General features: G+C 64.5%; 23 protein-coding genes. 2 read left to right on the forward strand and 21 right to left on the reverse strand.

The window, feature by feature from the left end; genetic code table 11:
* Positions 1–34: 34 nt before the first annotated feature.
* A complete protein-coding gene (gene xerD, locus LAN61_09520; protein ID MBZ5540744.1) occupies positions 35–937 on the reverse strand; it encodes a site-specific tyrosine recombinase XerD in 903 nt (300 codons plus the stop codon).
* On the reverse strand, positions 937–2,544 hold the full coding sequence (murJ, locus tag LAN61_09525) for a murein biosynthesis integral membrane protein MurJ (protein MBZ5540745.1): 1,608 nt from the start codon (positions 2,542–2,544) through the stop codon (positions 937–939). The genes xerD and murJ overlap by 1 nt, the downstream gene beginning before the upstream one ends.
* A gap of 120 nt (positions 2,545–2,664) precedes the next feature.
* Here murJ and LAN61_09530 point away from each other — a divergent pair, with 120 nt between their 5' ends.
* Positions 2,665–3,156 carry a hypothetical protein gene (locus tag LAN61_09530; protein MBZ5540746.1) on the forward strand — a complete coding sequence of 164 codons (492 nt, stop codon included), beginning with the start codon at positions 2,665–2,667 and terminating at the stop codon, positions 3,154–3,156.
* 121 nt (positions 3,157–3,277) lie between these two features.
* Positions 3,278–4,345 (forward strand): UDP-3-O-(3-hydroxymyristoyl)glucosamine N-acyltransferase, encoded by a 1,068-nt coding sequence (gene lpxD / locus LAN61_09535; protein ID MBZ5540747.1) that lies wholly within the window; start codon positions 3,278–3,280, stop codon positions 4,343–4,345.
* Positions 4,346–4,364: 19 nt separating this feature from the next.
* Here the strand turns inward: lpxD and LAN61_09540 are convergent, their stop codons facing one another.
* From LAN61_09540 to LAN61_09630, 19 genes are all read right to left on the reverse strand, one after another.
* Complete coding sequence (locus tag LAN61_09540) at positions 4,365–5,123, reverse strand: 1-acylglycerol-3-phosphate O-acyltransferase (protein ID MBZ5540748.1); 759 nt, start codon at positions 5,121–5,123, stop codon at positions 4,365–4,367.
* A gap of 231 nt (positions 5,124–5,354) precedes the next feature.
* Complete coding sequence (locus tag LAN61_09545; protein MBZ5540749.1) at positions 5,355–7,187, reverse strand: hypothetical protein; 1,833 nt, start codon at positions 7,185–7,187, stop codon at positions 5,355–5,357.
* Positions 7,184–8,647, reverse strand: coding sequence for a UDP-N-acetylmuramate:L-alanyl-gamma-D-glutamyl-meso-diaminopimelate ligase (gene mpl, locus LAN61_09550; protein MBZ5540750.1), 1,464 nt, complete (start codon positions 8,645–8,647; stop codon positions 7,184–7,186). Before mpl ends, LAN61_09545 begins: the two co-directional genes overlap by 4 nt.
* Before the next feature lie 22 nt (positions 8,648–8,669).
* Entirely contained in the window at positions 8,670–9,557 is an 888-nt protein-coding gene (locus LAN61_09555; GenBank protein MBZ5540751.1) for an LD-carboxypeptidase, read from the reverse strand.
* Positions 9,558–9,637: 80 nt separating this feature from the next.
* A complete protein-coding gene (locus tag LAN61_09560) occupies positions 9,638–10,300 on the reverse strand; it encodes an MgtC/SapB family protein (protein ID MBZ5540752.1) in 663 nt (220 codons plus the stop codon).
* 72 nt (positions 10,301–10,372) lie between these two features.
* Positions 10,373–11,281, reverse strand: a complete 909-nt coding sequence (locus LAN61_09565; GenBank protein MBZ5540753.1) for a sugar kinase — start codon at positions 11,279–11,281, stop codon at positions 10,373–10,375.
* Positions 11,282–11,290: 9 nt separating this feature from the next.
* Entirely contained in the window at positions 11,291–12,190 is a 900-nt protein-coding gene (gene mtnP, locus LAN61_09570) for an S-methyl-5'-thioadenosine phosphorylase (GenBank protein MBZ5540754.1), read from the reverse strand.
* An 18-nt stretch (positions 12,191–12,208) separates the two neighbouring features.
* Positions 12,209–13,051: an MBL fold metallo-hydrolase gene (locus LAN61_09575; GenBank protein ID MBZ5540755.1), complete on the reverse strand. Its 843-nt coding sequence runs from the start codon at positions 13,049–13,051 to the stop codon at positions 12,209–12,211.
* A gap of 11 nt (positions 13,052–13,062) precedes the next feature.
* On the reverse strand, positions 13,063–14,031 hold the full coding sequence (gene meaB / locus LAN61_09580) for a methylmalonyl Co-A mutase-associated GTPase MeaB (GenBank protein MBZ5540756.1): 969 nt from the start codon (positions 14,029–14,031) through the stop codon (positions 13,063–13,065).
* Between the two features lie 44 nt (positions 14,032–14,075).
* Positions 14,076–15,224 carry an acyl-CoA dehydrogenase gene (locus LAN61_09585; GenBank protein MBZ5540757.1) on the reverse strand — a complete coding sequence of 383 codons (1,149 nt, stop codon included), beginning with the start codon at positions 15,222–15,224 and terminating at the stop codon, positions 14,076–14,078.
* Between the two features lie 95 nt (positions 15,225–15,319).
* The gene (locus LAN61_09590) at positions 15,320–16,351 is read right to left on the reverse strand and encodes an aminotransferase class I/II-fold pyridoxal phosphate-dependent enzyme (protein ID MBZ5540758.1); all 1,032 of its coding nucleotides are present in this window, start codon (positions 16,349–16,351) and stop codon (positions 15,320–15,322) included.
* Between the two features lie 87 nt (positions 16,352–16,438).
* On the reverse strand, positions 16,439–17,605 hold the full coding sequence (hemW, locus tag LAN61_09595) for a radical SAM family heme chaperone HemW (protein ID MBZ5540759.1): 1,167 nt from the start codon (positions 17,603–17,605) through the stop codon (positions 16,439–16,441).
* 69 nt (positions 17,606–17,674) lie between these two features.
* Complete coding sequence (locus tag LAN61_09600; GenBank protein MBZ5540760.1) at positions 17,675–18,076, reverse strand: secondary thiamine-phosphate synthase enzyme YjbQ; 402 nt, start codon at positions 18,074–18,076, stop codon at positions 17,675–17,677.
* A 21-nt stretch (positions 18,077–18,097) separates the two neighbouring features.
* Positions 18,098–19,711, reverse strand: coding sequence for a bacillithiol biosynthesis cysteine-adding enzyme BshC (bshC, locus tag LAN61_09605; protein MBZ5540761.1), 1,614 nt, complete (start codon positions 19,709–19,711; stop codon positions 18,098–18,100).
* 106 nt (positions 19,712–19,817) lie between these two features.
* A complete protein-coding gene (locus tag LAN61_09610; protein MBZ5540762.1) occupies positions 19,818–20,705 on the reverse strand; it encodes a dihydrodipicolinate synthase family protein in 888 nt (295 codons plus the stop codon).
* Complete coding sequence (gene carB / locus LAN61_09615) at positions 20,702–23,962, reverse strand: carbamoyl-phosphate synthase large subunit (protein ID MBZ5540763.1); 3,261 nt, start codon at positions 23,960–23,962, stop codon at positions 20,702–20,704. The genes LAN61_09610 and carB overlap by 4 nt, the downstream gene beginning before the upstream one ends.
* Positions 23,963–23,993: 31 nt before the next feature.
* Positions 23,994–25,160, reverse strand: a complete 1,167-nt coding sequence (gene carA / locus LAN61_09620; GenBank protein MBZ5540764.1) for a glutamine-hydrolyzing carbamoyl-phosphate synthase small subunit — start codon at positions 25,158–25,160, stop codon at positions 23,994–23,996.
* A gap of 27 nt (positions 25,161–25,187) precedes the next feature.
* Positions 25,188–25,802, reverse strand: a complete 615-nt coding sequence (gene lepB, locus LAN61_09625) for a signal peptidase I (GenBank protein ID MBZ5540765.1) — start codon at positions 25,800–25,802, stop codon at positions 25,188–25,190.
* A 94-nt stretch (positions 25,803–25,896) separates the two neighbouring features.
* Entirely contained in the window at positions 25,897–26,715 is an 819-nt protein-coding gene (locus LAN61_09630) for a hypothetical protein (GenBank protein MBZ5540766.1), read from the reverse strand.
* Positions 26,716–26,744 lie beyond the last annotated feature (29 nt).

Genomic DNA, 26,744 nt, shown 5'->3' on the forward strand with positions numbered 1-26,744 from the left:
ATCAATCTCCCCAGGGTCCGTGCTTCGCGCCCCTCTAGGCGCGCGGATGGTGCGCCTTGTAAATTTGCTTCAGGCGCTCTTCGACCACGTGCGTATAGATCTGCGTCGTCGAGATATCGGCATGTCCCAGCATGAGCTGCACCGAGCGTAGATCGGCGCCGCGCTCCAGTAGATGCGTGGCGAAACTGTGCCGCAGCATGTGCGGCGTCAGCGGAACACGCAGGCCCGCACGCCGTCCGTAAGCCGAAAGAATTTTCCACACGCCCACGCGGCTGAGCTTCCCGCCGCGCCGGTTCACGAAGAGCGGCGCAGGGCCCCCGACCGGCCGATTTTTCCGCAGCAGCAGCGGCCGGGCTTCGCGCAGGTACCGGTCCACCATGGCCAGCGCCTTCTTCCCCACCGGCACGATGCGCTCCTTGTCTCCCTTGCCGATGCAGCGCACGCAGCCCACCCTGGCGTCGAGGTCCAGGATACGCAGCCCGATCAGCTCGGAAACGCGCAGCCCCGTGGAGTAAAGCACCTCGAGCATGGCGCGGTCGCGCAATCCCAGGGGGGTTCTGGCGTCTGGCTGTTCGAGCAGGCGCTCGACCTCCTCCAGACGCAAATAGCCTGGCAGCGAGCGCCGGATTTTCGGCGATTCGAGGTTCGCGGAGGGATCCGTGGCAATGTAATCCTGGGACTGCGCGAAGCGGAAGAAATTCCGCAACGTCACCAGGTGGCGCGCCACGGTGCGGCTCTCCAGCTTTAGGCGGTACAGCCCGGCTAGGAAATCGACCAGATCGTCGCGTCCGGCCTGTTCCAGCGTCAGCTTGCGCTTCAGCGCAAACTCCTGAAACTTCAGCAGGTCGCGGCGGTAGGCCGACACGGTGTTCGCCGAGAGGCCCTTTTCGACCCGCACGTGCGTGAGAAACGCCGAAATAGCCGCGCTGAGTTCCATCACGATTCCAAATAATTGCTTTCCGCAGCGCCGCGCCGCCGCACGGCGATGCCATAAACCTCTTCGATTTCATGGCAGCGGAACAGCCACGCCAAGGCCAGATACAACACTGTCGCCCCGGAGACCATCCCCGCTAACACCAGAACCTGGAGCCCGAAAGGGGAGTGCACTGTGAAGGCGGTGTAATGCACCCCGAACCAGCAGCCCACGGCCATGATCCCGGCGCACAGGGAGATTTTCACAAAGGACGCCAGAACTTTCAGCGTACCCATGGTCCCGTGGCGCAGGCGGAAAATAATGAACAGGGCGAAGAAATCGAAGAAACAGGCAAGGGCCGTGGCCAGCGCAGGACCGCCATTCTGCACGCGCTTGAAGAAAAACTCCAGGAACACGATGTTCAGGATGATGTTGATGACCAGGGAAATCGAAGCCACCACCACGGGCGTCTTGGTGTCCCGCGTGGAATAAAATGCCGGCACCACCAGCTTTACGGAGGCCAGCGCGGGTAATCCCACGGCGTAATAGAGCAGCGCCCGCGCCGTCAATCGCGTCGATTCCGCGACGAACTGCCCGTGCTGGAAGAGCACGCGAATGATCGGCTCGCGCAGAATCATCAACCCCAGCGCCGCGGGCACGGTGATGAACGCCACGATGCGCACGGAAAACGTCAGCGTCTTTTTCAGAGAATCATAGTCCTTCGCCGCCGCCTGGTGCGACATCATCGGCAAGATCGCCGTGGCCACGGCAATCGCATAGCCGCCCAGCACCAGCTCCATGACTCGGTCGGCCACGTACAGCGCGGTCAGGCTTCCGCGCGGCATCTTGGCCGCGTTCGCAAAGTATGTATCCACGAAAAAATTGATCTGCGCGATGCCGATTCCGAAAAAGCGCGGCAGCATCAGCCGCGCCACATTGCGAATCCCCGGGTCCGAGAACGATATCCCGAAATTAAATGTCATTCCCTTCTGCACCAATCTCGGTATCTGGACCAGAAACTGCAGTGCCCCGCCGACCAGCACTCCTACGGCGAGCGATATGGCCGGCTCCTTGAAGTATCTCCACACCGCCCCCACTGAAAATAAGATGATGGAAAGATTCAGGAAGATCGGCGTGGCTGCTGGCAGGCCGAAAATATTGAAGCAATTGAGGATGCCCATGGCCAGCGCAGCCAGCCCGATGAAAAACAAGTAGGGAAAGATGATCCGATTCAAGGTCACCGCTTCATCCCAATGCACGCTTTTGTCAGAGGATGCAGTAAAGGTATGGACCACCGTGGGAGAGAAGACCATACCCAAGACGGTGATGATCGCCAGGACCAGCGCCAAGGTCCAAAACAGGCGATTGGCAAAATCCCAAACCTCCTCTTTGGTCTTTTCCCGCATGTAGGTCGTGAAGACGGGGATGACCGAAGCGGTCATCGAGCCCTCACCGACCAGGCGCCGAAACAAGTTGGGGATACGATAGGCGAGGACGAAGGAATCGGCGGCCAGCGTGGTTCCGAGAAGAAGCACGATGCGCTGGTCACGCAGATAGCCGAGAATGCGGCTAACGATAGTGACCAGGGTGATGATTGAAGCGGACTTGAGGATCTGCTTTTTCTCGGTCAACGGGCGGCTCCCCCGGCCTAACCCCTGCAAAAACAATGAGTTGACAGAAATCGGAGCTTAACATAACATACTCGCCGCGAATTGGCAACTTGGGTATCCCTAGCTGCAAATCGGGGTAACTTGAAGACCAGCTCTCCAGCTTCCACGCACAAAAAGGTGATCGTCGTCCTCGTGGACAAACGCTCCTTGCGCGGCTACCTTAACCCGGCCCGCCTCGGGTCGCCGGAACCACTTGACCTCCTCACCCCCGAGGGTGAGCACCAGGCTATTCCCCTCGATCGCGTGCGCTGCGTCTACTTTGTGCGAGATTTTTCCGCTCATTTCGCGCTGGAACGCAAGACCTTTCTCAGCCGTCCCAAGCTGGACGGCCTCTGGGTGCGCCTGCGTTTTCCGGACGGCGAAGCCCTGGAAGGAGTGGTACCCAATGACCTTCTGGCGCTACTCGATCGTGGCGTGCAGATCACGCCCCCGGACATTCACGGCGGAACCGACCGCATCTTTGTGCCGCGCACGGCGCTCAGCGAGTTGACGGTACTAGGCGTCGTGGGCATCGCCCGCCGCAAGCCCGCCGCTGCTGCAACCGCCGCGCAGCCCCGGCTGTTCAACGAGTAGCACCGCGCGGCCCCTGCGCGCTGGCTTTCCCCGCGCTGCTCGCGCCCATCTGTACTTCCCTGCTCGCGGTGTGCGAGACTCGCAGAGTTTTCGAGGAGTAGTGCTCATGAACATTGCCTCCCTGAAGCTTTCCGAAGTGGCCCAGAAGCTGGACTGCCGCCTTGAGGGCGATCCCGCCGCGGAGATCACGGGCGTCGCCGGGCTCGAGTACGCCGCGCCCGGCCAACTGACCTTCCTGGCCAACCGCAAGTATTTTCCGCTGTTGCGCTCCACCCGGGCTTCGGCGGTCCTGGTCGAGGAAGGCGTTGCTCTGAAGCGCGGCGCCGGGCTGCCGCCGCTGGCGGCCCTGCGCACGGCGAATCCTTACCTGGCCTTTGCCCACGCCATCGAGCTGTTCTTCCAGCCGCCGCGCTACGCCCCGGGCATCCATCCAACGGCGGTCGTGGCGGCCAGCGCGCGCATCGGCGCCGGCGCGCACATCGGACCGTACTGCTACGTGGACGACGGCGCGGTCATCGGCAAGAACGCCGTCCTGCACAGTTTCGTGACCATCTATCGCGGCGCGCAGATCGGCGACGATTTCTTCGCCCACTCCCAGGTGGTCGTGCGCGAATTCTGCCGCTTGGGCCACCGCGTCATCCTGCAGAACGGCGCGGTCATCGGCGGCGACGGCTTCGGCTACGCCCGTCAGGCTGACGGCACATGGTACAAGATGGCCCAGGCCGGCCCCGCGGTTCTCGAAGACGACGTGGAGGTCCAGGCCAATTCCTGCGTGGACCGCGCCACGATCGGCGAGACGCGCATCGGCCGCGGCTCCAAGCTGGATGATCTGGTCGTTGTTGGACACGCCTCGCAGCTCGGCCAAAACGTCATGCTTTGCGGCCATGTCGGTCTTGCCGGCTCCACGAAGGTCGGCAATAACTGCATTTTGGCCGGGAGGGTCGGCTCCGCCGGGCATCTGACCATTGGCGACGGCACCATCGTCACCGCGCAGAGCGGGGTGCCCCACGACATCCCCCCAAAGAGCGTTTATTCTGGCTATCCCGCCGTGGAAAATAAGCAGTGGCTGAAGGCCACCGCGGCGTTGAACCGCCTGCCGGAGCTGCAACGCCGCGTGCGCGAGCTCGAAGAACTGGTGCGCGAAACACTCGCCCGCCGCCCCGCCTCGACACCGCCTGCCGAGCCCTGACGCGGGGGCACTTTTTCCGCTAGATGATGGAATTGCCGTTTTCGGGCAGCGGCTCCGCCGGCACATCGAGCGGGCGCTGGTCCGGCGGAAGGCCCGCCGCGAGCGCGCCGCGAACAATCGAGTTCAGCTCGTCGCGCTGCTCCACGGTGAAGCGCGAGGTGTCAATCGGCGGACAGAACCGCACCACAATTTCCCCGGGATGGATGACCAGCGAGCGCTTCTCCATGATGCGGTGCGCTCCCGCGCAGGCCACCGGCACGATGGGCACCCCGGCTTTGATAGCCATGACCACCGCGCCCTTCTTGAACGCCTGTAACCGCCCGTCCAGGCTGCGCGTTCCCTCCGGATAGATCAGGAACGACGTTCCCGCGCGCAGTCCCTGCGTAGCACGCTCTACGCTGCTGATCGCAGCTTCGCGGTTGCTCCTGTTCACCGCAACAAATTTAGCCAGACGGAACGCCTGCCCCACAATCGGATACCGGAATAGCGACTCCTTCAAGAGAATGGCCACCTGCCGCGGAATGGCCCCGACCACCGCCGGTGCATCGGCCGAACTCGTGTGGTTGGCTACAAACAGGCAGGCGCCAGAAGGCACATTTTCCAGACCTTCCACGCGGATCTTTACCCCCACGGCGCGCACCGCAAACAGCACCCCGCCCAGCCCAGCGCGATACAGCAAAATGGCGTTCCCCACCATCAGGGAATAGACCAGAAGCGGCGGCCCTACCAGGAGGATATAGATGGTGAGAAAACAGATTAGGAACAGGCTTCGCAGCATCGGTTGACCGCTTTGCGGTCACACTTGATTTGACCGCTTTGCGGTCACACTTGATTTGACCGCTTTGCGGTCACGCATACACAGGTTTAGACTTTGGCGAAAGTTCTCGTGCAGGTCAAGCACAAGCTTATGCGCAGGAATCCAAGACGAAAACGCAATTCCAACTTCACCCCTCCCTGTGCACCTTAAACGAACTCGAATTTCGAATTTCAATTTTTGAATTTCGGTAAATTACGGAGCCGCCGCCTCAGCGCGGGATTGCGTAACGCCGCGCAGCAGACCCGCAAGGATACGCCCAGCCTTCTCCGTGTGCGAACGTGCTTCGCCAACCTGCCACCCGGCCTCGACGTGCTCCTCCAGCGGAACCTCCAGCGCGATCTCCCGGGCCTCGCCCTCGGCTTCTTCGTGGCGCAGGCGGAGGCGCAGCTTCTCCCCGGGTTTCCGCTCGCGCACCCAGCGCTCGAGCTTCCGTGGTGCCGCGCCTTCGTTCCACTGCAGGATCACGTCGCCTTCGCGCAGCCCCGCGGCAGCCGCACGCTCGGAGAGCGGGCCGGTCACGCGCAGTTGCCCCTCGAAGTTGCGTTCCACGGCAAAGCCCAGCGCCGCGCGGCTGCTCCGCCGCTCCCGGACTTCCAGCCCGGCAAGTCCCAGGATCTGCGCATAGGGAAGAGGATCGGCTCCGGAAACGTAGCGGCGGAAAAACTCTTCGAACGATCCTCCGGCCACGCGCTCGGCGGCCAGCCGGATGTCCAGGCTGTCGCGATACGTCCTTTTCTTCTTCGCAAATTCGATATTCATTTCGCGGAGAACGTCGTCCAGGCTGGCAGTGTTGTCCGTGCGGTCGCGGATCAGCACATCCAGCAGCACCCCGAGAATCTGCCCCTTGGTGTAGTAGGAGACGCTGGAGTCGCCGCCGTTGTACAGCGGATATTTCTCCAGCCAGGCGTCCAGGCTGGATTGCTCGGCGCTCTGCCAACGGTTGGCGGGGCGCGCTTCTAGGTCGGTGATCTGATACCCCAGATCGGCGTAGAACTGCTCCTTGCTCCACAGCCCGCTGCGCAGCAGCGTGTAGGAGCCGTAGGTGCTGGTCACGCCCTCGGCAAACCACAGCGCCCGCGTGTATTGCTCCTTCGTGTAGTCCACCGGATCAAGCGAAGACGGACGGATGCGCTTGACGTTCCAGAGATGAAAAAATTCGTGCGCCGCAACTCTTTCCAGATAGTCCGCCGACGAAACGGCGATGGCCGTGGAATTGGCATGCTCCATACCGCTCTCGGCACCACCCGCGGCCTTCCCGATGTGCAAGAGAAACGTGTAGCTTGCATATGGCGCGCCCTGCATCAGCGAATTCTCGTAGCGGCAGATGCGTTCCAGGGCGGACTGCACTTCCTTGCGGTCCCAGTTGTCACCGTGGATCACCACGCGGATGGGCGGCGAAATCTCCCGCAGCGTGAACTCCTGGAACGTTCCCGCCTCGATCGGCGCATCTACCAGCGCGTCGTAGCCGGAAGCGGCAAACTCGGCGCCGTGTTCATCACCGGCCTTGTTCGCCAGGGGCGAGAGCGCGGAGGCAACCCGCCAGCCATCCGGCAGGCACACCAGAGAAAGGCGCACATCCTCGCCGCGGCGCTCCGGCACATAGAAAAGGACCATGGCGAGATTCACAAAGGCATGCTCAGCACTGAGTTGCGTTGCGAAGGGCCCGGCCTCATCCCAGTAGACGGAGTAGCGCACCGAAATTGTGCCGCTCCCGGCAATGCGCCAGGTCTGCTTGTCGACCTTGTCGATCCGCAGATCCTGACCGCCCGCGGATGCCGTCACCTGGCGGACATGGCTGCTGAAGTCGCGTATCTGGTAGAGCGTGTTCCATGCCGGTATCTGCACCGTCACGCCGCCGGCTACGTCCGGAATCTGCATTTCTACCAGGAAAAGATGCCGTTCTGGATGATCGAGCGAGATGGAATAACGGATCGTCGCCGACGCGCCCGGCGCTAAACCCGGGAGAAACAGCGCCGCCAACACCAGCGACAGCGCGAGAATTGCTGGCCGCCGCGGGCAACTCACGGACGGATCGTATCCGCGGGCCGCTGCGGAAGGGCGGCGAGGCGCTTAAGGAGCTTGTCGCACAGGCCGTCGAAACTGCCGTTGGACATGACCAGCAGCAGGTCGCCCGGCCGGGCTTCCCCGGCGATGAACTCGGCGATGGCCGCGGAGTCCGCGATTAGCCGCGCGTCGCGCCCGAGCTGCCGCACGCTTTCCGCCACGCTTTCCGGGGAGAGCCGCTCCGTATCGTTAAGCTGCTGTGCGCGGAAGACCCCGCCGAGGACCACGCGGTCGGCGAGAGCCAGCGACTGCGGCAGCGCCTCCTGGAAGACGCGCCTGCGCATGGAATTGGAGCGCGGTTCGAGCAGCGCCCAGACACGCCGGCCGGGCCAGCGCAGACGCGCGGCTTCGATCGTCGCGCGCACCGCCGTGGGATGATGCGCGAAATCGTCCACCACCAGGATGCCGCCGGCCTCGCCCTTCACGTCCATGCGCCGCCGCACGCTGCGGAAGCTGGCCAGCGCCTCTGCCAGCGATTCCGCGGAGATGCCCCGGATCTGCGCCACGGCGATCGCGGCCAGTGCATTCAGGACGTTGTGCCGTCCACTGGCCGCCAGCGAAAACGCGCCGAATTCTCTGCCGCGGTGCGCCACGCGAAAGCGAGTGTATTCGCCTTCGACGACCACGTCGCCCGCCAGCCAGTCGTTGCCTTCATGGAACCCATACGTCTCCACCGCGCAGAACGCCTTTTCCGCCGCGGCCCGGATCGCAGGGCCGGACTCTTCCGTGTCGCCCCAGTGCACCACGCGCCCGCTGCGCGGCACCAGATTCACCAGCCTGCGGAAGGCCAGCTCGTAGGCCGTAAAGTCCGCATAGATGTCCGCGTGGTCGAATTCCAGCGACGTCAGCACCAGCGTGTCCGGGTGGTAATGAAAGAATTTCGGCCCGCGGTCAAAAAACGCGGTTTCGTATTCGTCGCCCTCGAGGATGAACTCTTCGCCGCCGCCGAGGCCGTAACTCTTGCCGAAATTTTCGGCTACCCCGCCGACCAGAAAATCCGGGCGCTTGCCGGCGACGTGAAAGATCCAGGCCAGCATGGCCGTGGTGGTCGTTTTCCCGTGCGTCCCGCTGACCACGATGGAGTGATGCCCCGGCAGAAACACGTCCTCGAGTATTTGCGGCATCGAGCAGTAGCGCAGCTTGCGGTCCAGGACTTCCTCGAGCTCGGCATTGCCGCGGGCAATCACGTTGCCCACCACGACCAGATCCGGCGCGGGCACGAGATGCGCGGGGTCGAAGGAAGAAAAATAGGAGATGCCCAGCGTTTCCAGCAGCGTCGAAGCCGGCGGATATACCCCGGTATCCGACCCCGTGACCCGGAACCCCGCTTCGCGCAGCATCCCCGCCACCGGAGCCATGGCCGATCCGCCGATGCCCAGCAAATGGACGTGCTGTCCAGCTTTCAATAGCGTCGCGCTCATCGCCCCGTTCCCACCCGGCCGCTCAGACCACCGCCGGCTCGAGAATCTCCAGTGTCCCGGCGCCATGGGCCACCAACCGTGCCTCGACGCCCAGCGGCAGCGTCAGCATCGCCCGCGCCGTGTGCCCCACCGGCGCGCCGTAAACAACCGGCAGGCCATGCCCGCCGAGAATGCGCCGGCACACATCGCGCACCGTCGGGCTACCCGCCACCGGCGGCGCGCACTCCGGAAAATCGCCCAGCACAATCCCCTGGATCCCCGCCAGGACGCCGGCTTGCACCAGGTGCATGAGCACGCGGTCCACCTGATACGGCTTCATCGCCCGGTCTTCCAGCACCAGGATCGCCCCGCTGGCGTTGAACTGCCACGGCGTGCCAATGGTGGCTTCCAGCAGCGTCAGGCAGCCCCCCAGCAGACGGCCCTGCGCTTCGCCGGCCTCCAGGCATTCGCCCTGCAATTCGAGTGGCCAGCCGGAACGCGTCTCCCCGGTGGCCCGCAGGAACGACGCTTCGTCGTACCCGCCCGGTTTCCCCGCTCCGGCATCGAATCCCGCAGCCAGCATCGGCCCGTAAAACGAGACCCAGCCCAGGCGCTGCCAGAGAAAAATCTGCAGCGTGGTGAGATCGCTGTAGCCGACCAGTGCCTTTGCCGGGGGCAACGTGTCCGCATCGCGGCTGCCCAGCAGATAGTTCGAGCCGTAGCCGCCACGCAGGGCGATCAGCGCATCCGCGGCAGGATCGGCCAGCGCCCCGAGGAACTCCTTCCGGCGCTCCGCAGCAGGGGCGGCAAAGTAGCCCTCGGATGCGCGCGCCGCCCCGGGCAGCACAGAAAATCCGAGGCGCTGCAGTTCTGCGGTGCCAGCCTCTATTTTCCGGGGGTCGGCGGGAGAAGCCGGAGCGACAACAGCCACACGCGCTCCCGGGCGCAGACCATGTGGTTTGCGGGGAATTACGGAGGACAGGCTCGAAAAACCATGGGGCTGGTGCGCACTCATTCGTGATGGCTCTCGATGGGCACCACCTCGCTGATAATGCCGGGGCGGTCCAGCCGCGTCAGAATTGCTTGCTGCTGGCGATAGGTAACGTCCGCTTCGAACTCCACCACCGAAGTCGCGCCCGCCATGGAAACCCGGAAGCGCTGCATCGGCACCCTGATCTCGGCTAGGAATTGCTGTAGCTCGGCGGCTACGCTTTCCGCATGGCTGGTGGTGAAGCGGAAGACCATGACGCGCACCTTCAAATTCAGGCGCTCCGCCGCCCAGGCCATAACCACGAGACCGAAGAGAACCAGGCCCGCGGAAAAACCCGCCACGGCATAGAACCCCGCGCCCGCCGCCATACCGATGGCCGCCTCGACGAAAATGGTAGCCGCGGTGGTCAGCCCGGTGACCCCGCCGCGCTCCCGCAGGATGGCGCCCGCGCCCAGAAAACCGATGCCCTGCACCAGGTTCGAAACGATCCGCGTCGGGGAAGGGTCGCCAAAGCGCTGCGCGATCACCACAGAAAGAATCGTGAAAAGCGCCGAAGCCAGGCAGACGAACGCGCTCGTGCGGATCCCCGCGGGGCGCTTGCGCAGGTCGCGCTCCACGCCGATGGCCGCGCCGAGCAGCGCGGCGAAGGTTAAACGCAGCAGAATCGTGCTGGTCGTCAGCATGTTCCCAGAGATCTATCCGCCCCCACCACCGCGTTCCGCTCGCGGACTGGATCGAACGGGATTTTAACCCCCTTAGAGCTTGAAGTGCGTCAATTTCGCAAAGTGCCGTGCGCGAGCGTTAATCTCCGCGCGCTTGAGCGTACGCAGCCGCTCCAGCCCGAAGCGTTCGACCGCGAAGCTCCCCAGCACCGAGCCGTACACCATGGCCCGGCGCAATTCCGCATCGCCATGCTTGTCCGCACCGGCCAGATAGCCCATAAAGCCGCCGGCAAAGCTGTCTCCCGCTCCGGTGGGATCGTGCGGCTCTTCCAGCGGAAACGCCGGCACGCAGAATACCCCCGTCTTGTCCACCATCATGGCCCCGTATTCCCCGCGCTTCACGATCAGCGTCGAAGGGCCCATCTTGAAGATGTGCTTCGCGGCGCGCAGCAGGTTGTGCTCGTTCGAAAGCTCGCGCGTCTCCGAGTCGTTGATCATCAGAATGTCCACGTGCCGCAGCGTTTCCCGCAGCTCCGCGTTGCTCCCCGCGATCCAGTAGTTCATGGTGTCCAGCGCCGCGAGTTTCGGCCGCTTCTTCACCTGCTGCAGCACCGAGCGCTGCAGCTCCGGCGCGATGTTGGCCAGGAAGACGTGGCGCGCGGCCCGGTACTTCTCCGGCAGCCGCGGCTTGAACTCGGCGAAAACATTCAGGTCGGTGGTGAGCGTGACGCGCTCGTTCAGATTCTCCGAATAGCGCCCCGCCCAGAAAAACGTCTTCCCGGAGGCGCGCTCCAGCCCTTCCAGGTCGATGCGCCGCCCGCGGAACACCTGCGCATCCTTCTCCGTGAAATCGTCGCCCACAATGCCGACAAGATTCACCGGGGTGAAAAAGCTGGCAGCCACGGCGAAATACGTGGCCGCCCCGCCCAGCGCGCGGTCCACCTTCCCGTACGGGCTTTCCAGCGCATCAAAGGCCACGGAACCTACAACCAGTAGCGACACAAGCGTCTCCTAAGAAAGATACTTTCCGACAATAGCCGCGAGCCGTTTCTTCGTTGCGGCCGGCACAACCTTCGGATCGGTCACCAGAGCATGCTTCAGCGCCGACCCGCACTTGCAGCTCCGCTCCTCGGGAACCGCGCGGACCGCTTCGCGAATCACCCGCTGCGCGTTTTCCGCGTTCTTGTTCAGGTTCTCGAGGATCTGCGCCAGCGTCACCGTCTCGTGCTCCGGGTGCCAGCAGTCGTAATCGGTGATCATGGCCACCGTCGCGTAGCAGATCTCGGCCTCCCGCGCGAGCTTCGCTTCGGTGACGTTGGTCATCCCGATCACCTGGAAGCCCAGCTTGCGGTGCATGTGCGATTCCGCGGTCGTCGAAAACTGCGGCCCTTCCATGCAGATGTACGTGCCGCCGCGGTGCGACTTTACCCCGGCGCGGCCGCAGGCCTCGCCAAGAATCCCGGAAAGCTGCGCGCAGACCGGCTTGTCGAAGCTGACGTGCCCCACCAGGCCGCTGCCGAAAAACGTGGAAATCCGCCCCTTGGTGCGGTCCACGAACTGGTCAGGAATCACGAAGTCCAGCGGGCGGAGCTCTTCCTGCAGCGAGCCCACCGCGCTCACGGAGAGGATGCGCTGTACTCCCAGCAGCTTCAGGGCGTAAATGTTCGCGCGGTAGTTGATCTCCCCCGGCAGGATGCGGTGCCCGCGCGCGTGCCGCGCCAGAAACGCCACCCGCTTCCCTTCCAGCGTCCCGGCGATGATGGCGTCCGAGGGATCGCCGAACGGCGTCTTCACGCGCACCTCGCGCGCTTCGCCCAGCCCGCCCATGGCATAAAGTCCGCTCCCGCCGATGATGCCGATCTCCGCGCGCGGCCTGCTGCCGGCTTTCCTCTTGGCGCCCTTCTTGGCCATGTTTCCGTCTCCTGGATTCTACTGGTTCGCGTCCACCGGCTCGACTACGATTTTTCCGTCGCGTTCCCGAAGCTGCGCCGCGGGCATGTCCGGATCGTGCCCGAACAGGATTACCGCGTCCTCACGCACCATCCGCGCAATCCACTTTCGCTTGGTTTCCAGCGTGATCATGGGATAGAGGTCGTAGGCCATGATCCACGGCAGCGGAACATGGTGCCGCGTCGGAATGAGGTCGGCAACGAAGAACGCGCTCTTTCCCCCGCCGGAAATCAGCACGCCCTGAATCTGCAGGTTGTGCCCGGGAATGAGGTGCACCGACACGCCGGGAAGAATCTCCGCCTCGCCGTCCACCAGCCACCACTGCCTCGCTTCCGTAATCGCTGCGAAGTTCTCCGGGAAATAGCTGGCGCGGTCGCGCTCCGTGGGGTGCTGCGCATGCTCCAGTTCGGAGCGCTGCACGACGTAGCGCGCGTTGGGAAACGCCGCAACGATCCGCCCGTTTTCGAGCCGCGTGTTCCCGCCCGCGTGGTCGAAATGCAGATGCGTATTGATGACGAGATCCACCTCGCCAGCGCGCACCCCCGCGCGGGCCAGCTCTTCCGGCAGCGGATCGGCCTCCGCGAGGCCGTAGATGTCGCGGTTCTTGGCGTCCCAATTGCCCCCCGCGCCGGTTTCCACCACCACGGTCTTCCCCGCGACGCGCAGCAGCAGAGCGTTCATTCCCAGGCGGATGCGGTTGCGGCTGTCCGCAGGCGCCTTGCGCTCCCATAACGTCTTCGGGACCACGCCGAACATCGCTCCACCGTCGAGGTAGAACGTGCCTGCATTCAGGATGCTTACTTCGATGTCGCCAATGCGCATGTGCGTGGTAGTCAGGACCCCAGCCCGCTTCGCGAGAGGATTTCGCTGACCGCGGCGAAGGGATCGATCTTGCGCTCGGCCACTTCCCGGGCCAGTTCGGTCAGGCGCGCTTCGCCTCCCGCTCCGCGCAGCGCGCGTTCCAGCAGCCGCGACCCCAGCATCTCGATCAGCCGCTGCTTCCAGTGTTCGGCGCGCTTGCGGAGGCGCTCCTGGCTGGAATCGAAATGCGCGCGGAAGCGCACGATGGTTTCGGCCAGCTCGTCCACGCCTTTATTTTCGGTGGCCACCGTGCGCACCACCGGCGGGTGCCAGCTGTCGCGCGGCATTACCAGCGCAAGCATCGCCAGCAGCTGTTGCTCCAGCCGCTCCGCGCCTTCCCGGTCGGCCTTGTTCAAGACGAAAATGTCCCCGATCTCCATCAGCCCGGCCTTCATGTTCTGAATGTCGTCGCCGAGACCCGGCACCATCACCACCAGCACGCAATCGGCCAGCCGCACAATGTCCACTTCGTCCTGGCCCACCCCTACGGTCTCGATCAGGATCTGCTTCTTGCCCGCGGCGTCCAGCAGCAGCGCCACTTCCGCCGTCGTACGCGCCAGCCCGCCCAGAAACCCGCGCGTGGCCATGGAGCGGATGAACATGCCGGAATCGCCGGCGTGCCCCTGCATGCGGATGCGGTCGCCGAGAATCGCCCCGCCGGTGAAGGGGCTGGTGGGATCCACCGCGATAACGCCCACCTGCTCCTGCCGCTTGCGGTAGTACGCCGCCAGCCGGTCCACCAGTGTGCTCTTGCCGGTGCCCGGCGCTCCGGTCACCCCGGTAAGATAGGCCCCGCCGGTCGCGGGAAACAGCCGGCGAAGCAGCTCCTCGGCGTCGGGCTCGTGGTTTTCAATTGCGGAAATCGCGCGCGAAACAGCGCGCACGCTGCCGCCGCGGACCTCTTCGGCCCACTTTTCTACCGCGTCAACGGTCAGAGGCATGCCGCTCCTGCTGCAGACTTCGGGTGCAAACGTGCATACCCCTATTATTTCTTGCCGAGTAGCTGCCGGGCAATGACTAGTTTTTGAATTTCGCTGGTGCCTTCGCCGATGGTGCACAGCTTCACGTCGCGGTAGTACTTCTCCGCGGGGTAGTCCTTGATGAAGCCGTAACCCCCATGGATCTGCACGCACTCGTTGGCCACACGCACCGCCACCTCGCTGGCGAACAGCTTGGCCATGCTCGATTCCTTCGTAAAACGCGCGCTCTTCTGGTCCGCCAGCCACGCCGCCTGATACACCAGCAGGCGCGCCGCCTCGACCTCCGTGGCCATGTCCGCCAGCTTGAACTGGATGGCCTGAAACTCGCTGATCGCCTTGCCGAACTGCTTCCTCTGTTTCGCGTAACGCGTAGCCGCCTCCAGCGCCCCTTGCGCCATGCCCAGCGCCAGCGCCGCGATGGAGATCCGCCCGCCGTCCAGGATCTGCAGGCTGTTCACGAACCCTTGCCCCTCCTGCCCCAGCAGATTCTCCTGCGGCACCCGGCAGTCGCTGAAGATCACCTCGGAGGTATCGCTGGCGCGCATTCCCAGTTTGTTTTCCTTCTTTCCCGGCTTGAACCCGGGCATGCCCTTTTCCAGGATGAACGCCGATATCCCGTGCGACTCCCTGGACTTGTCCGTCACCGCCATGGCCACGCACACGTCCCCGTAGTGCCCGTTGGTGGTGAACGTCTTAGCGCCGTTCAGCACCCACTCCGTCCCGCTGCGCACCGCCGTCGTGCGCGTGCCTCCGGCGTCCGACCCTGCTTCCGGCTCGGTCAGCGACCACGCCCCGATCTTTTTCCCCTGCGCCAGCGGTACCAGATACTTTTGTTTCTGCCCCTCGCTGGCAAACCTGTAGATATGGTTGCTGCACAGCGAATTGTGCGCCGCCACCGTCAACCCGACCGACCCGTCCACCCGGGAAAGCTCCTCGATGGCCGTGGCATATTCCACGTAGCCCAACCCCGCCCCGCCATACTGTTCCGGGAAGATGATCCCCAGCAGCCCCATCTCCGCCAGCTTGGGAATGATCTCGTGCGGAAAGCGCGAGGCCTCGTCCCACTCCATGACGTGCGGCGCGATCTCCCCTTCGGCAAATTCGCGCACGCTGCGGCGGAGCTGCTGCTGTTCCTCGGTAAACGTGAAGTCCATGGCGTCTTTGGTCCTATCTGTTTTTAATATACCCACCCAAAGTTTTATTTATACCACATTTCACACCTCTGGCGATGCCGCATGCGCCGGAATAGCTATTGGGTTTTCAGGAGGCTGCGCAGCACGGCGAGCGCCCGCTCGCAGCCGGCGCGGTTCACGTCGCAGTGCGTCACGAAGCGCACCGAATGCAGCGCCGTATCCTGCGCCCAGATTCCCTGCTGCTGCAGGGCTTCGCACAGCTCCACCGCCGTCTTCCCGGTCTTCTCGCAGCCGAAAATTAAGATATTCGTCCGTACCTTGCCCGGGTCCAGGCTCAGGCTCGGAATGGCGGCGATGCCCTCCGCGAGCAGCCGCGCGTTGGCGTGGTCTTCGTGCAGGCGCAAGGGCGATTTTTCCAGCGCAATCAGCCCCGCGGCCGCCAGCACGCCCGCCTGGCGCATTCCCCCGCCCAGCATCTTGCGGTAGATCCGCGCTTTCTCGATGAACCCCCGCGAGCCCACGAGCATCGACCCCACCGGCGCGCCCAGCCCCTTCGACAGACAGAACATCACGGAGTCCGCCGCGCGCGTCATCTGCGCCACGCTCTCCCCCAGCGCCACCGCCGCGTTGAACACTCGCGCCCCGTCCAGATGCACTTTCAGCCCGGCCGCATGCGCCTGCCCGCAGATCTCTTCCACTGCCTTTGTCGGGTACAGCGTCCCCCCGGCCATGTTGTGCGTATTTTCCAGGCACACCAGCGCCGTCTGCGAATCGTAATAAATCTTCGGCCGGATCACCGCCTCGATGGCCTTCCACGAGAGGATGCCGTCCTCGCCTCGCGCAATCCGCGGCATACAGCCGGCGATCGCCGACATCGACGCCAGCTCATACAGGTTCACGTGACTCCGCTCGTCGCACACCACTTCGTTGCCGTGGTGCGTCCAGACCTTGATCGCAATCAGGTTGCCCATGCACCCCGTAGGCACAAACACCGCCGCATCCTTTCCGAAAATCGCGGCGGCGCGCTGCTCCAGCCGGTTGACCGTTGGGTCTTCCCCGTAGACATCGTCCCCGACCTCCGCCTCTGCCATGGCCCGGCGCATCTCCGCGGTCGGCCGCGTTACCGTGTCGCTGCGCAGGTCCACCACGCCGCCGGGCGCGGAAGCAGCCTTCAGATCCGTACGGGAATCGTGTGCAGTCACTTGGAATGAACCTTTCTTGGAAAATTTCGCATGTCAGCGCAGCAGCTCGACGAATACTTCGTTCGAAACGCTCAGGCGCGCAGGCGCCAGCCGCACCCGCGGCCCGTCTTGCTCAACGAATCCGCCCGCGGCCAGCCCCTCGAAGCGTTTCGCCAGTTGCACCCCGTAGCGGGCTTCGATCTGTTCCAAATCAATTCCGTCAAGCTGCCGCAGGCCGAGAAACAGCTCTTCCTCGAGGGCCCGCTCGCTTGTCAGCGTTTCGCGCTCCGCGACCTGCAGCCGCCCGGCATCCATGGCGCGCACATAGGCCGCGGCATCGGGCTCATTGCCCCAGCGCTCCGCCCCGGAAAACGAATGCGCTCCGGCCCCGAAGCCAAGATACGCCTCGCGCCGCCAGTACTTGAGGTTGTGCAGCGACTCCAAGCCGGGCTTGGCCCAATTGGAGATTTCGTAGTGGTGATAGCCGGCCGCCGCCAGCGCGCCGCAGGCATACTCGTAAAACTCCACGACGGCATCGTCGCCGGGCACCGCTGCGGCGCTGTAGCGCGTCCCGTCGCTGAGAATTTCTTTGCCCAGCCGGCTGCCTTCGTCAATCTCCAACATGTAGATGGAGACGTGCTCGGGGGACAGCGCGAGCAACTCCGCGATGCTGGCGCCCCAACTCTCCCCGGTTTGGTGCGGCAGTCCGGCGATCAAATCGAAGCTGATATTCCCGATTCCAGCCTCGCGCAGGATGGGCACCGCGCGGAAGACGTCGGCGCGGCGATGCATGCGTCCCACGGCGGTCAGTTCCCGGTCGGAAAACGATTGCAGCCCGAAGCTGATGCGGTTGATTCCCATCCGCACCCAGGCCCGCGCCTTGGCCTCCTCGATCGTTTCCGGGTCGGCTTCCAGCGTGACCTCGCGCAGTTCCGGGGCAAACGTTTCTCCAACAGCCTCCACCAGGCGCTGCAGCTCGCCGGGATCCAGCAGGCTAGGCGTTCCCCCGCCGATATACAGTGTGTCCACCACGGCATCCGTCAAGGCTTCCGGCCGGACCAGTCCGGCCTCCTCGTACAGCATCCGGTGCCCGCGTATTTCGCGTGCAACGGCGTCTATATACGGCTGGAAGCGCGCCGGGGACACCACTCCCGTATGGAAGTTGCAGTACGTGCACTTCGTCTGGCAGAACGGCACCTGGATGTAAACGCCGAGCTGCATATGCTGGAAAAACTGTAACACAAACCGGCGAGGTGTTCGTTCCCGGAGCGCCGGCGCTCCCGCCCCGCTTCAGCGCGCATCCGCCACGATCTTGATCCACAGACTGCGCTCGCGCGGCCCGTCAAACTCGCAGAAGAAGATCCCCTGCCAGCGCCCGAGCGCCAGCCTGCCCCCTTCCAGGAACACCACCTGGCTCGTGCCCGTCAGTACCGCTCTGATGTGCGCATCGGAATTCCCTTCGCTGTGCCGGTACGGCCCCTGATGCGGGACCAGGCGCGCGAGCGCCGCTTCCACGTCGCTGGCCACGTCCGGATCGGCATGCTCGTTGATCGCGATTCCCGCCGTGGTATGCGGCACGTACAGGTAGCAGACTCCCGCGCCTACCCCGGACTCCTTCACCGCCTTCTGCACCTCGGCGGTGATGTCCACAAGCTGCATTCGCCGCGTGGTCTTCACGCGCAGGGTGATCATCGGGGCTCCTTCCTCGCAACCTCAGTCGAGAAAAAGGATCTGGTGCGCGCCCAGCTTCTTGCTGCTTGAGAGCCGCTTCAGTTCGTCCAGCGCTTCCGGCCCCCATTTCGCCAGAAACGGCAGGAAAGAAAGCGTACGCGCCGCCGGGGCCTTGTGCGGAAACAGCAGCGCGTGCAGGTACTCGGCATGCGCGGAAAGAACGCCTTCGCGGGCGTCGCGGGCCCTTCCGGCCTTGCGCTGGAGTTTTTCGAGGTGAAACGTGGCCGCCTGGCGGGCGCGTTCCAGCGCTCCGTCCAGCGTCGGATCGAGCTTCCCGAGCGGCCGCCGCAACCGCTCCAGCGCCTGCTCCACCTCTTTGGCGCTGCGCGTAAAATCCTTCGCCAGCGAGGGCGGAACCGCGCGCAGTTCCATGCGCCGCCGTACCTCTTGTTTCCCTTTCCAGAGATCCTCCACGGTGAATCCGTAGCGCTTCAGGAGTTTCCCCGCCTTGGCATCCACCAGCGTGAAGTCCGCCCGTGGCAGAATCACCGGCATGCGCCCCAGGAGATGCTCGTAAACCACGTCCGCTTGCGCGTAGTAAGCAATCTCGCCAGGCCCCCCGATGTAGGCCGCCGTCGGCAGCAGGAAATCCTGCACCACCGGCCGCAGCAGCGCATTCGCGCTGAGCGATTCCGCCCCGTCGTCGGCCGCCTGCAGCAGTTCCTCCCGCGAAACTGGCGTTTCCCCCGCCAGAAACTTCCCGCCGTTCTCCGTGAGAGCCCGCCGTGCGCCGCCGGCCAGGCTGAAGAGCAGCGTACTGCGCGCCGTAACCTTGACCTGCGCGGCATAGCCCGCGCGGTCCAGTTCGCGCCCCCGCTCCAGAAGCTTCTCGCGCAGCGCCGCGCTCTCCGCTACCGCTCTCCGGTAGATCGGCGCCGCGATGCGGTGCAGCCGCCCATCCAGCGGATCCAGCAGGATCAGCCCCTGCTCTTCGAACAGCCGCGCGAAGAGCCTGCCGAACGCGCCACCGTAAGTTTCTCCGCGCTGGTAGCAGGCGCGCAGGATCTCCGCCAGGCGCGGCGCTTCCGGACCTTCGAGTTGCTCCGCGGCCTGGCGCACCAGCGCCTCCACCTCCGCGCCCAGCGCGATGCGCCCCACGGGGCGTGGCGCTTCTGATGTCCCAGGAAGCTCGAACGACGCGAGATGCCCCTGCCGGTAAAAATGCGTGGAGCGCACTTCGTCCAGGTCGTGATCCTCGGTGGCCAGCCAGAAGACCGGAACGGCGCGCACGCCCGCGCGGGTCAGCTCCTCGGCCACCGCCACCGCCGTCAACGCCTTGTACACGGCGTACGCCGGACCGGAGAAGAGCCCCACCTGCTGCCCCGTAACCACGGCCACCGCGCCCTTCTCCAGTTGCTCGAGCTGCCGCTGCGTCGCCGCGCCGCAGCCAAACACCGCATTCTGTTCGCGCAGCACGCCCGCGACCTCGCGCCGACGTTCCGCGGGAAATTTCAGCTTGCGCGCTACGCGCAGAACGGCCGGCAGCTTCGGGGGATGGGCATAAAATGGAGCGACGCGGGAAAATTTCTCGAGATAGGCGAGGAACAGCTTAGACGCGTGCGGCAACCGGCGGAAAGGGATGGCATGACAGCGCATCGGCTATTCGTTGACCGCTTCGCGGTCACACCCATCGATGATACCCGGCGCATTCGGTCCCGGCAAATCACTTCGTGCCGCCGGAATCTACGGTTCGCGCAGGCGCTTACAAACCCCGCACAACGGCCTCGATCTGCGCGCGCTGCTCGGCCGCGAGCGGCGCCAGCGGCTCGCGCGGGGCTCCGCCGCGGTAGCCGCGGGCGTCCATCGCGCACTTCACTCCGGCCGGGCCATACTGCGCCACCACCAGCTTCGATGCCGGCAGCACCGACTCCTGCAACTGTCGCGCCCGCTCGTGCTTCCCGCTGCGCGCTGCCTCAAAAATCTCCAGGCACAGCTCCGGTACCACGTCGGCCAGCGCCAGGATTCCGCCCCGCGCTCCGAGCATTAGCGCGGGATAGAGCGTGGAGGCCGAGCCTGTCAGCGTCTGAAACTCCTTTGGCGCCATGGCCAGGATCTCCCCGACCCGCTGCACGTTCCCGGAGCTTTCCTTGAGCCCCGCAATATTCGCATGCGCCGCCAGCGCCGCCACCTCCGCCGCCTCTAGCGCCACCCCGGTAAACTGCGGCACGGAATAGAGCAGCACGGGAATGGGCGAAGCGTCCGCCACCCGCCGGAAGTGCGCGATCAGGACCTCCGGCTTGTATTGCGGCTTGTAATAGTAGGGCGTCTTGACCAGCGCGGCTTGATAGCCGAGTTCCGCGGCCCGGCGCGTGCGCGCAATCGTCTCCGCGGTGGATTCTGCTCCGGTGCCGGCGATGAGCAGCTTGCCCGGCGCGGCCGCTTCCTTCACCGCGGCCAGCACGGCGTCCGCCTCCGCGCGCGAGAGCAGCACCGCCTCTCCGGTCGAGCCGAGAACGACGTAGCCGGCGAGAGCGGTCTTGTTGTACAGCCCGACGTTGTGCTTCAGGTCGGCGACTGCCACCGAGCCGTCGGCGGCAAAAGGCGTCGTCAATGGCGGAAAGATTCCGGAAAAATCGATGGCCATGCTCACGCCCCCGCCGTCGTGCCGCCCGGCGCGCGAACTTCCCGGCGATGCAGCTCCTGCAGCGCGGCTACCTCGCTGCCTTGTTCGAGCAGCGCGCGGATGCCCCGCGCGGCGGCGTGCGCCGCGGCCAGCGTCGTGATGCACGGAATGTTGTAGCGAATCGCGGCCCGGCGAATCGATTTCTCGTCGTAGAACGATTCCCGGCCCAGCGGCGTGTTGATGACCAGGTCGACCTTGCTGGTCTTGATCAGGTCCACGATGTTCGGCCGCCCTTCGTTGACCTTGAAGATGGCCTCCGCGGCGACGCCCGCGGCCTGCAGCGCCGTGGCCGTGCCTCGCGTGGCCAGCAGCCGGAAGCCCAGCGAGGCCAGTTCCTTGCCTAGCGCGCCGACGTGCCGCTTGTCCCGGTCATTCACGCTGAGGAACACCGTGCCCTTGCGCGGCAGCCGCTGCCCCGCGGCAAGCTGCGCCTTGGCGAAGGCCTGTCCGAACGTGCTCGAAATTCCCATCACCTCGCCCGTCGAGCGCATCTCGGGCCCCAGAATCGTGTCCACCCCGCGGAACTTGTTGAACGGAAACACCGGCGATTTCACGGAGTAGAAGTCGTGCACGGCAATTTCCGCCACTCCGTTCGTGGTCACCATTGGCAGTTTCATGTCCGCCAGTTTCTTGCCCACCATCAGCCGCGCCGCTACCTTCGCCAGCGGCACGCCGGTGGCCTTGCTCACGTACGGCACGGTGCGCGACGCCCGCGGGTTCACTTCCAGCACGTACACCGTGTCGCGCTGGATCGCGTACTGCACGTTCATCAGCCCCACCACCTTCAGGGCCATGGCCAGCCGCCGCGTGTAATCGCGGATGGTGTCCAGCACCGCCGGCGTGAGGCTGACCGGCGGCAGCACGCACGAGGAATCCCCGGAGTGTACCCCGGCCTCCTCGATGTGCTCCATGATCCCGCCAATGACCACGTCCGTTCCATCCGCCAGCGCGTCCACGTCCACTTCCGTCGCTTCCTCCAGAAACTGGTCGATCAGCACCGGCTTGGCCGGCCCCATCAGCGCCGCCTGCGCCACGTATTCCTGCACCGTGTTAACGTCGTAGGCGATGACCATCGCCCGCCCGCCCAGCACGTAGCTCGGCCGCACCAGCACCGGCAGTCCGATCTCTCCCGCCACCCGCGCCGCTTCCTCCGGTATCAGCGCCGTGCCGTTGCGCGGCTGCGGTATCTTCAGCTCGTCCAGCAGCCGCCCGAACCGCCGCCGGTCTTCCGCCAAATCGATGGATTCCGGCGCGGTGCCCACGATGGGCACGCCGTTGCGCTTCAGTTCCAGCGCCAGGTTCAGCGGCGTTTGCCCGCCGAACTGCACGATCACGCCCTGCGGCTTCTCCCGCTCCACAATCGCCAGCACATCCTCGAGCGTCAGCGGCTCGAAGTACAACCGGTCCGAACTGTCGTAATCCGTCGACACCGTCTCCGGGTTGCAGTTGACCATGATCGATTCGTAGCCGTCTTCATGCAGCGCAAACGAGGCGTGGCAGCAGCAGTAATCGAACTCGATGCCCTGCCCGATACGGTTCGGTCCGCTGCCCAGAATCATGATCTTCGCGCGGTTCTGCGGATCGGATTCGTCCTCGTCCTCGTACGTCGAATACAGGTACGGCGTGTACGATTCGAACTCCGCCGCGCAGGTGTCCACGCGCTTGAACACCGGCGTGACGTTCCACCGCGCCCGCTGCAGCCGCACCGCCGCCGGCGTCGTCTTCCAGATCTGCGCCAGCTGCTCGTCGCTCATCCCGTAGCGCTTCACTTCGCGCAGCAGCTCCCGCGACGCCGTTTCCACCGTCACCGACGCCGCGCGCCGGCTCATGGCCACGATCTCTTCCAGTTGGTGGATGAACCAGGGATCGATCTTCGTCAGGTCGCAGATTTCGCTCGCCGGAAGCCCGCGCTCCAGCGCCACCAGCAGCCAGTGGATGCGGTCCGGCCGCGGCGTAGCCAGCTTCTCCCGCAGCAGCGACTCCGGAGTCTCCGCCGGCGCCCGCCACGGCGTGCTCGGCTCGAGCGAGCGGATGCCCTTCTGCAGCGCCTCCTTGAACGTGCGCCCGATGGCCATCACCTCGCCCACCGATTTCATCTGCGTGCCCAGCGTCGAATCCGCCCCGGCAAACTTTTCGAACTGCCACTTCGGTATCTTCACCACCACATAGTCAATCGTCGGCTCGAAGCACGCCGGCGTCTTCTTGGTGATGTCGTTGGATATTTCGTCCAGCGTCATCCCCACCGCCAGCCGCGCCGCGATCTTGGCGATCGGGAACCCCGTGGCCTTGCTGGCCAGCGCCGAGCTGCGCGAAACCCGCGGGTTCATTTCGATCACGATCATCCGCCCGTTTTCCGGGTTGACGGCGAACTGGATGTTCGACCCGCCCGTCTCCACTCCCACCTCGCGGATAATCGCCGCCGCGGCGTCCCGCATCCGCTGGTATTCCTTGTCCGTCAGCGTCTGCGCCGGCGCCACGGTGATGGAGTCGCCCGTGTGCACGCCCATGGGATCGAAATTCTCGATGCCGCAGATGACCACGAAGTTGTCGCGGAAATCGCGCATCACTTCGAGCTCGTACTCCTTCCAGCCCAGCACGGACTCCTCGACCAGCGCCTCGTGCACCGGGCTCATGTCCAGCGCGTGCGCGATGGCGTCCCCGAACTCTTCCTTGTTGTAGGCGATGGATCCGCCCGACCCGCCCAGCGTAAACGACGGCCGGATCACCAGCGGAAAGCCCAGCTGGTCGCACAGCCGCAGCGCATCCTGCGCGTTATTCACCAGCGCCGAAGCCGGCACGTCCAGACCCAGCTTCCGGCAGGCGTCCTTGAACCACAGCCGGTCTTCCGCCACCTTGATCGCGCGCAGCGTCGCGCCGATCATCTCCACTTTGTGCTTTTCGAGAATCCCGCTCTCCGCCAGTTCCACGGCCAGATTCAGCCCCGTCTGTCCCCCGACCGTCGGCAGAATCGCGTCCGGCTTCTCCCGGATGATGATCTCCTCGAGATATTCCTTGGTCAGCGGCTCGATGTACGTGCGCGACGCGAATTCCGGATCGGTCATGATCGTCGCCGGATTCGAGTTGACCAGCACCACCTCGTACCCTTCCGCGCGCAGCGCCTTGCACGCCTGCACCCCGGAATAGTCGAATTCGCAGGCCTGGCCGATGATGATCGGCCCCGAGCCGATGATCAGTATCTTCTTGATGTCCGTCCGTTTGGGCATAGAGGCGTTGTGAGCGTTTTCCGCGGGGGCGCTAGCGGCCCGCCGGCCGGAACTCCTTCATCATCTCCGTGAATTGCGTGAAGAGATAGCGCGAATCGTGCGGCCCCGGCGACGCCTCGGGGTGGTACTGCACGCTGAAGAGCGGCAGTTTGCGGTGCCGCATCCCCTCGTTGGTCTGGTCGTTCAGGTTGACGTGCGTGATCTGCACGTCTTTCGCCGGCAGCGACTCCGGATCCACCGCGAACCCGTGGTTCTGCGCCGTGATCTCCACTTTTTGCGTAAGCAGATTCTTCACCGGATGGTTCGACCCGTGGTGCCCGAACTTCAGCTTGAACGTTTTCCCGCCCAGCGCCAGCCCGCACAGCTGGTGCCCCAGGCAAATCCCGAACATCGGCACGCGCCCCGCCAGCTTGCGGATATTGTCCACCGCGTAGGTTACCGGCTCGGGATCACCCGGTCCGTTCGAAAGAAAGACCCCGTCCGGCTTGAGTGCCAGCACGTCCTCCGCGGACGTCTTCGCGGGAACCACGCGCACTTCGCACTGATGATCCACCAGCAGCCGCAGAATGTTCTGCTTGATGCCGTAATCGTAGGCCACCACGCGGAAACGCCGCATCTCCCCCTGCGCGCCAGCCTCCCCCATCTGCTCGCTCCAGGGCGAGGTGGCTAGATCGATCGAACCCTTATCCCAGGCGTAGGCTTCCCCGCAGGTCACCCGCCCGGCCAGTTCCTGCCCGGCCATGCTGGGGAGCTGCCGCGCCTCGGCGATGCACTGTTCGGCCGGCGTGCCGTCGGTGGCCACCATGCCCCGCAGCGCCCCGACCGTGCGCAGATGCCGCACCAGCGCGCGCGTATCCAGGTCCCAGATCACGGGAATCTTGTGGCGGTTCAGGTACAGCTGCGCGCTCTCCACACTGCGCCAGTTGGAAGTAACCGCGGAAAACTCTCGCACGATCAGCGCTTCGATATACGGCCGCGGCGCCTCCTCGTCGTCCAGGTTCGCGCCTACGTTGCCGATGTGCGGATAGGTGAAACACACGATCTGCCCCGTGTAGCTGGGGTCGGTGAATACTTCCTGGTATCCGGTGAGGCTGGTATTGAAAACGACTTCGCCGCCGCGGCGCGTTAGCGCGCCTGCCGCGCGGCCGTTAAAGACGCGCCCGTCTTCCAGGACCAGAATGGCGGGCCGGTGCTGAATCTCGGTCAGATCTGCCTCCCTCGGTGGTCATTTGTCCTGCGCATTCGCCTGCGACAGTGTCCCAAAGTGCTCGAACGGCCAGTATGCGAAAACCGCCCGCCCGTAAATGTAGCGGTGGGCCACCGGGCCGAAAATGCGTGAATCGTTCGAGCTGATGCGATGATCGCCCATTACGAAATACTGGTCGCTCGGAACGCGCATCGGCCCGAAGTCGCTGAAATCCTCAAACTGTGGCGGCACGTACGGTTCGTCGATCAGCCGGCCGTTCACGAAGACCCGCCCCTGGCGGATTTCCACCGTTTCCCCCGGCAGGGCGATGATCCGCTTGATGAACGACTTCGACCGGTCTAGCGGATACCAGAAGACCACCACGTCGCCGCGCTCGATGGCTTCAAACCGGTACACAAACTTGTTGATGAAGATCCGCTCTTGATCGGAAAGCAGCGGGGCCATGCTCGTGCCTTCCACCTTCACCGGCTGGTAGAGAAATACGATGATGACCAGGGCCAATCCGATGGCCAGGAGCAGGTCACGCGTCCACGCGCGCACCTCTTGCCGGAACGATCCCGGGGGAACACTTGCCGTAGCCGGCCGTTCACCCGCCGGTGGCGTGTTCAGTTCTCTCTCGTCTCCGTTTTGCATGTGTGGTGTGTATCATATATTTATAACACGGCCGCCGCGCATCGCGCCACTCACTTGCGCGTACCCGCGCAGTGCGCCGGGGCTGGTCTGGTTGTCAGTGGATGCGCTCGTAGTCGAAAAGACGAATCTCCCGGCTCACCCCGAACGTGAACCCGGTTTTCGGATCGTGCGCCTGCAGCCCGGCGACCCCCGCGAAGTCCCACGTAAAGCCCCCGGCCAGAATCTGCAGCCCCAAGCGCGCCTGCCCCGTGCTGTTCGTTCCCACGAGCGCGGCATTGATCTTCCGCGAGGAGTACAGCCCGTTCACTTCCCCCACCACGTTCACCTTCCGGTGCACCGGATAGCTGAACGCCCCGCCGTACATCAGTACATCGTTCTGCGAGAAGAGCGCCGTCGGCGCCTGCAGGATCTCCAGCCCGGCGTTTCCGAACAGCTTGAGCTTGTAAATGTGCTTCTCCAGCGCCACCAGCGCGAATACGTTGGTCGTATTCGTTCCGATGCCCCGCGCCTGGTTGGAATTCGGAAGGATGAAGCCGAACTTAACGGCCAGCGAGGGCCGCTTCCCGCGTTCCGGCAGAATGCGCACCTTCGTCGACAGCACGTAATCGCCGGAGTCGTGCGTGGAGTTCGGCCCGGTAAGCGTGAGCGCCGGCACGAACGAGGCCCCCTGCGACTTCACATCGAGAAAGTTTTGGATCGCGCCCTCAAGCTGCACTTCCGCGATCTTCCCCACGCCCATGCGGAAATTGATCACGCCCACCGACGTCAGATCGCCGGAAAGTCCGGACAGCGGAAAATCCGCGTCCTGCAGAAAGTCGAAGCCCACCTCGGCGCGCAGCGTTCCCGGTGCCACCGTCTCGGTATCCACCGTGCGCAACGGACGGTCCTGCGCCCCTGCGCTTCCAGCAAGCAAACTAACTGCCAGTAAAAAGAAGAACACGC

The organism is Terriglobia bacterium, assembly GCA_020072785.1.
Taxonomy (GTDB): domain Bacteria; phylum Acidobacteriota; class Terriglobia; order Acidiferrales; family UBA7541; genus Acidiferrum.

Coding starts and splice junctions, on each gene's coding strand:
- xerD (MBZ5540744.1), bottom strand. CDS start 937: ATGGAACTCAGCGCGGCTATTTCGGCGTTTCTCACGCACGTGCGGGTC.
- LAN61_09540 (MBZ5540748.1), bottom strand. CDS start 5,123: ATGCTGCGAAGCCTGTTCCTAATCTGTTTTCTCACCATCTATATCCTC.
- mpl (MBZ5540750.1), bottom strand. CDS start 8,647: ATGAGCGCGACGCTATTGAAAGCTGGACAGCACGTCCATTTGCTGGGC.
- LAN61_09560 (MBZ5540752.1), bottom strand. CDS start 10,300: ATGCTGACGACCAGCACGATTCTGCTGCGTTTAACCTTCGCCGCGCTG.
- mtnP (MBZ5540754.1), bottom strand. CDS start 12,190: ATGGCCAAGAAGGGCGCCAAGAGGAAAGCCGGCAGCAGGCCGCGCGCG.
- LAN61_09575 (MBZ5540755.1), bottom strand. CDS start 13,051: ATGCGCATTGGCGACATCGAAGTAAGCATCCTGAATGCAGGCACGTTC.
- meaB (MBZ5540756.1), bottom strand. CDS start 14,031: ATGCCTCTGACCGTTGACGCGGTAGAAAAGTGGGCCGAAGAGGTCCGC.
- LAN61_09585 (MBZ5540757.1), bottom strand. CDS start 15,224: ATGGACTTCACGTTTACCGAGGAACAGCAGCAGCTCCGCCGCAGCGTG.
- hemW (MBZ5540759.1), bottom strand. CDS start 17,605: ATGCAGCTCGGCGTTTACATCCAGGTGCCGTTCTGCCAGACGAAGTGC.
- LAN61_09600 (MBZ5540760.1), bottom strand. CDS start 18,076: ATGATCACCCTGCGCGTGAAGACCACGCGGCGAATGCAGCTTGTGGAC.
- bshC (MBZ5540761.1), bottom strand. CDS start 19,711: ATGCGCTGTCATGCCATCCCTTTCCGCCGGTTGCCGCACGCGTCTAAG.
- carB (MBZ5540763.1), bottom strand. CDS start 23,962: ATGCCCAAACGGACGGACATCAAGAAGATACTGATCATCGGCTCGGGG.
- lepB (MBZ5540765.1), bottom strand. CDS start 25,802: ATGCAAAACGGAGACGAGAGAGAACTGAACACGCCACCGGCGGGTGAA.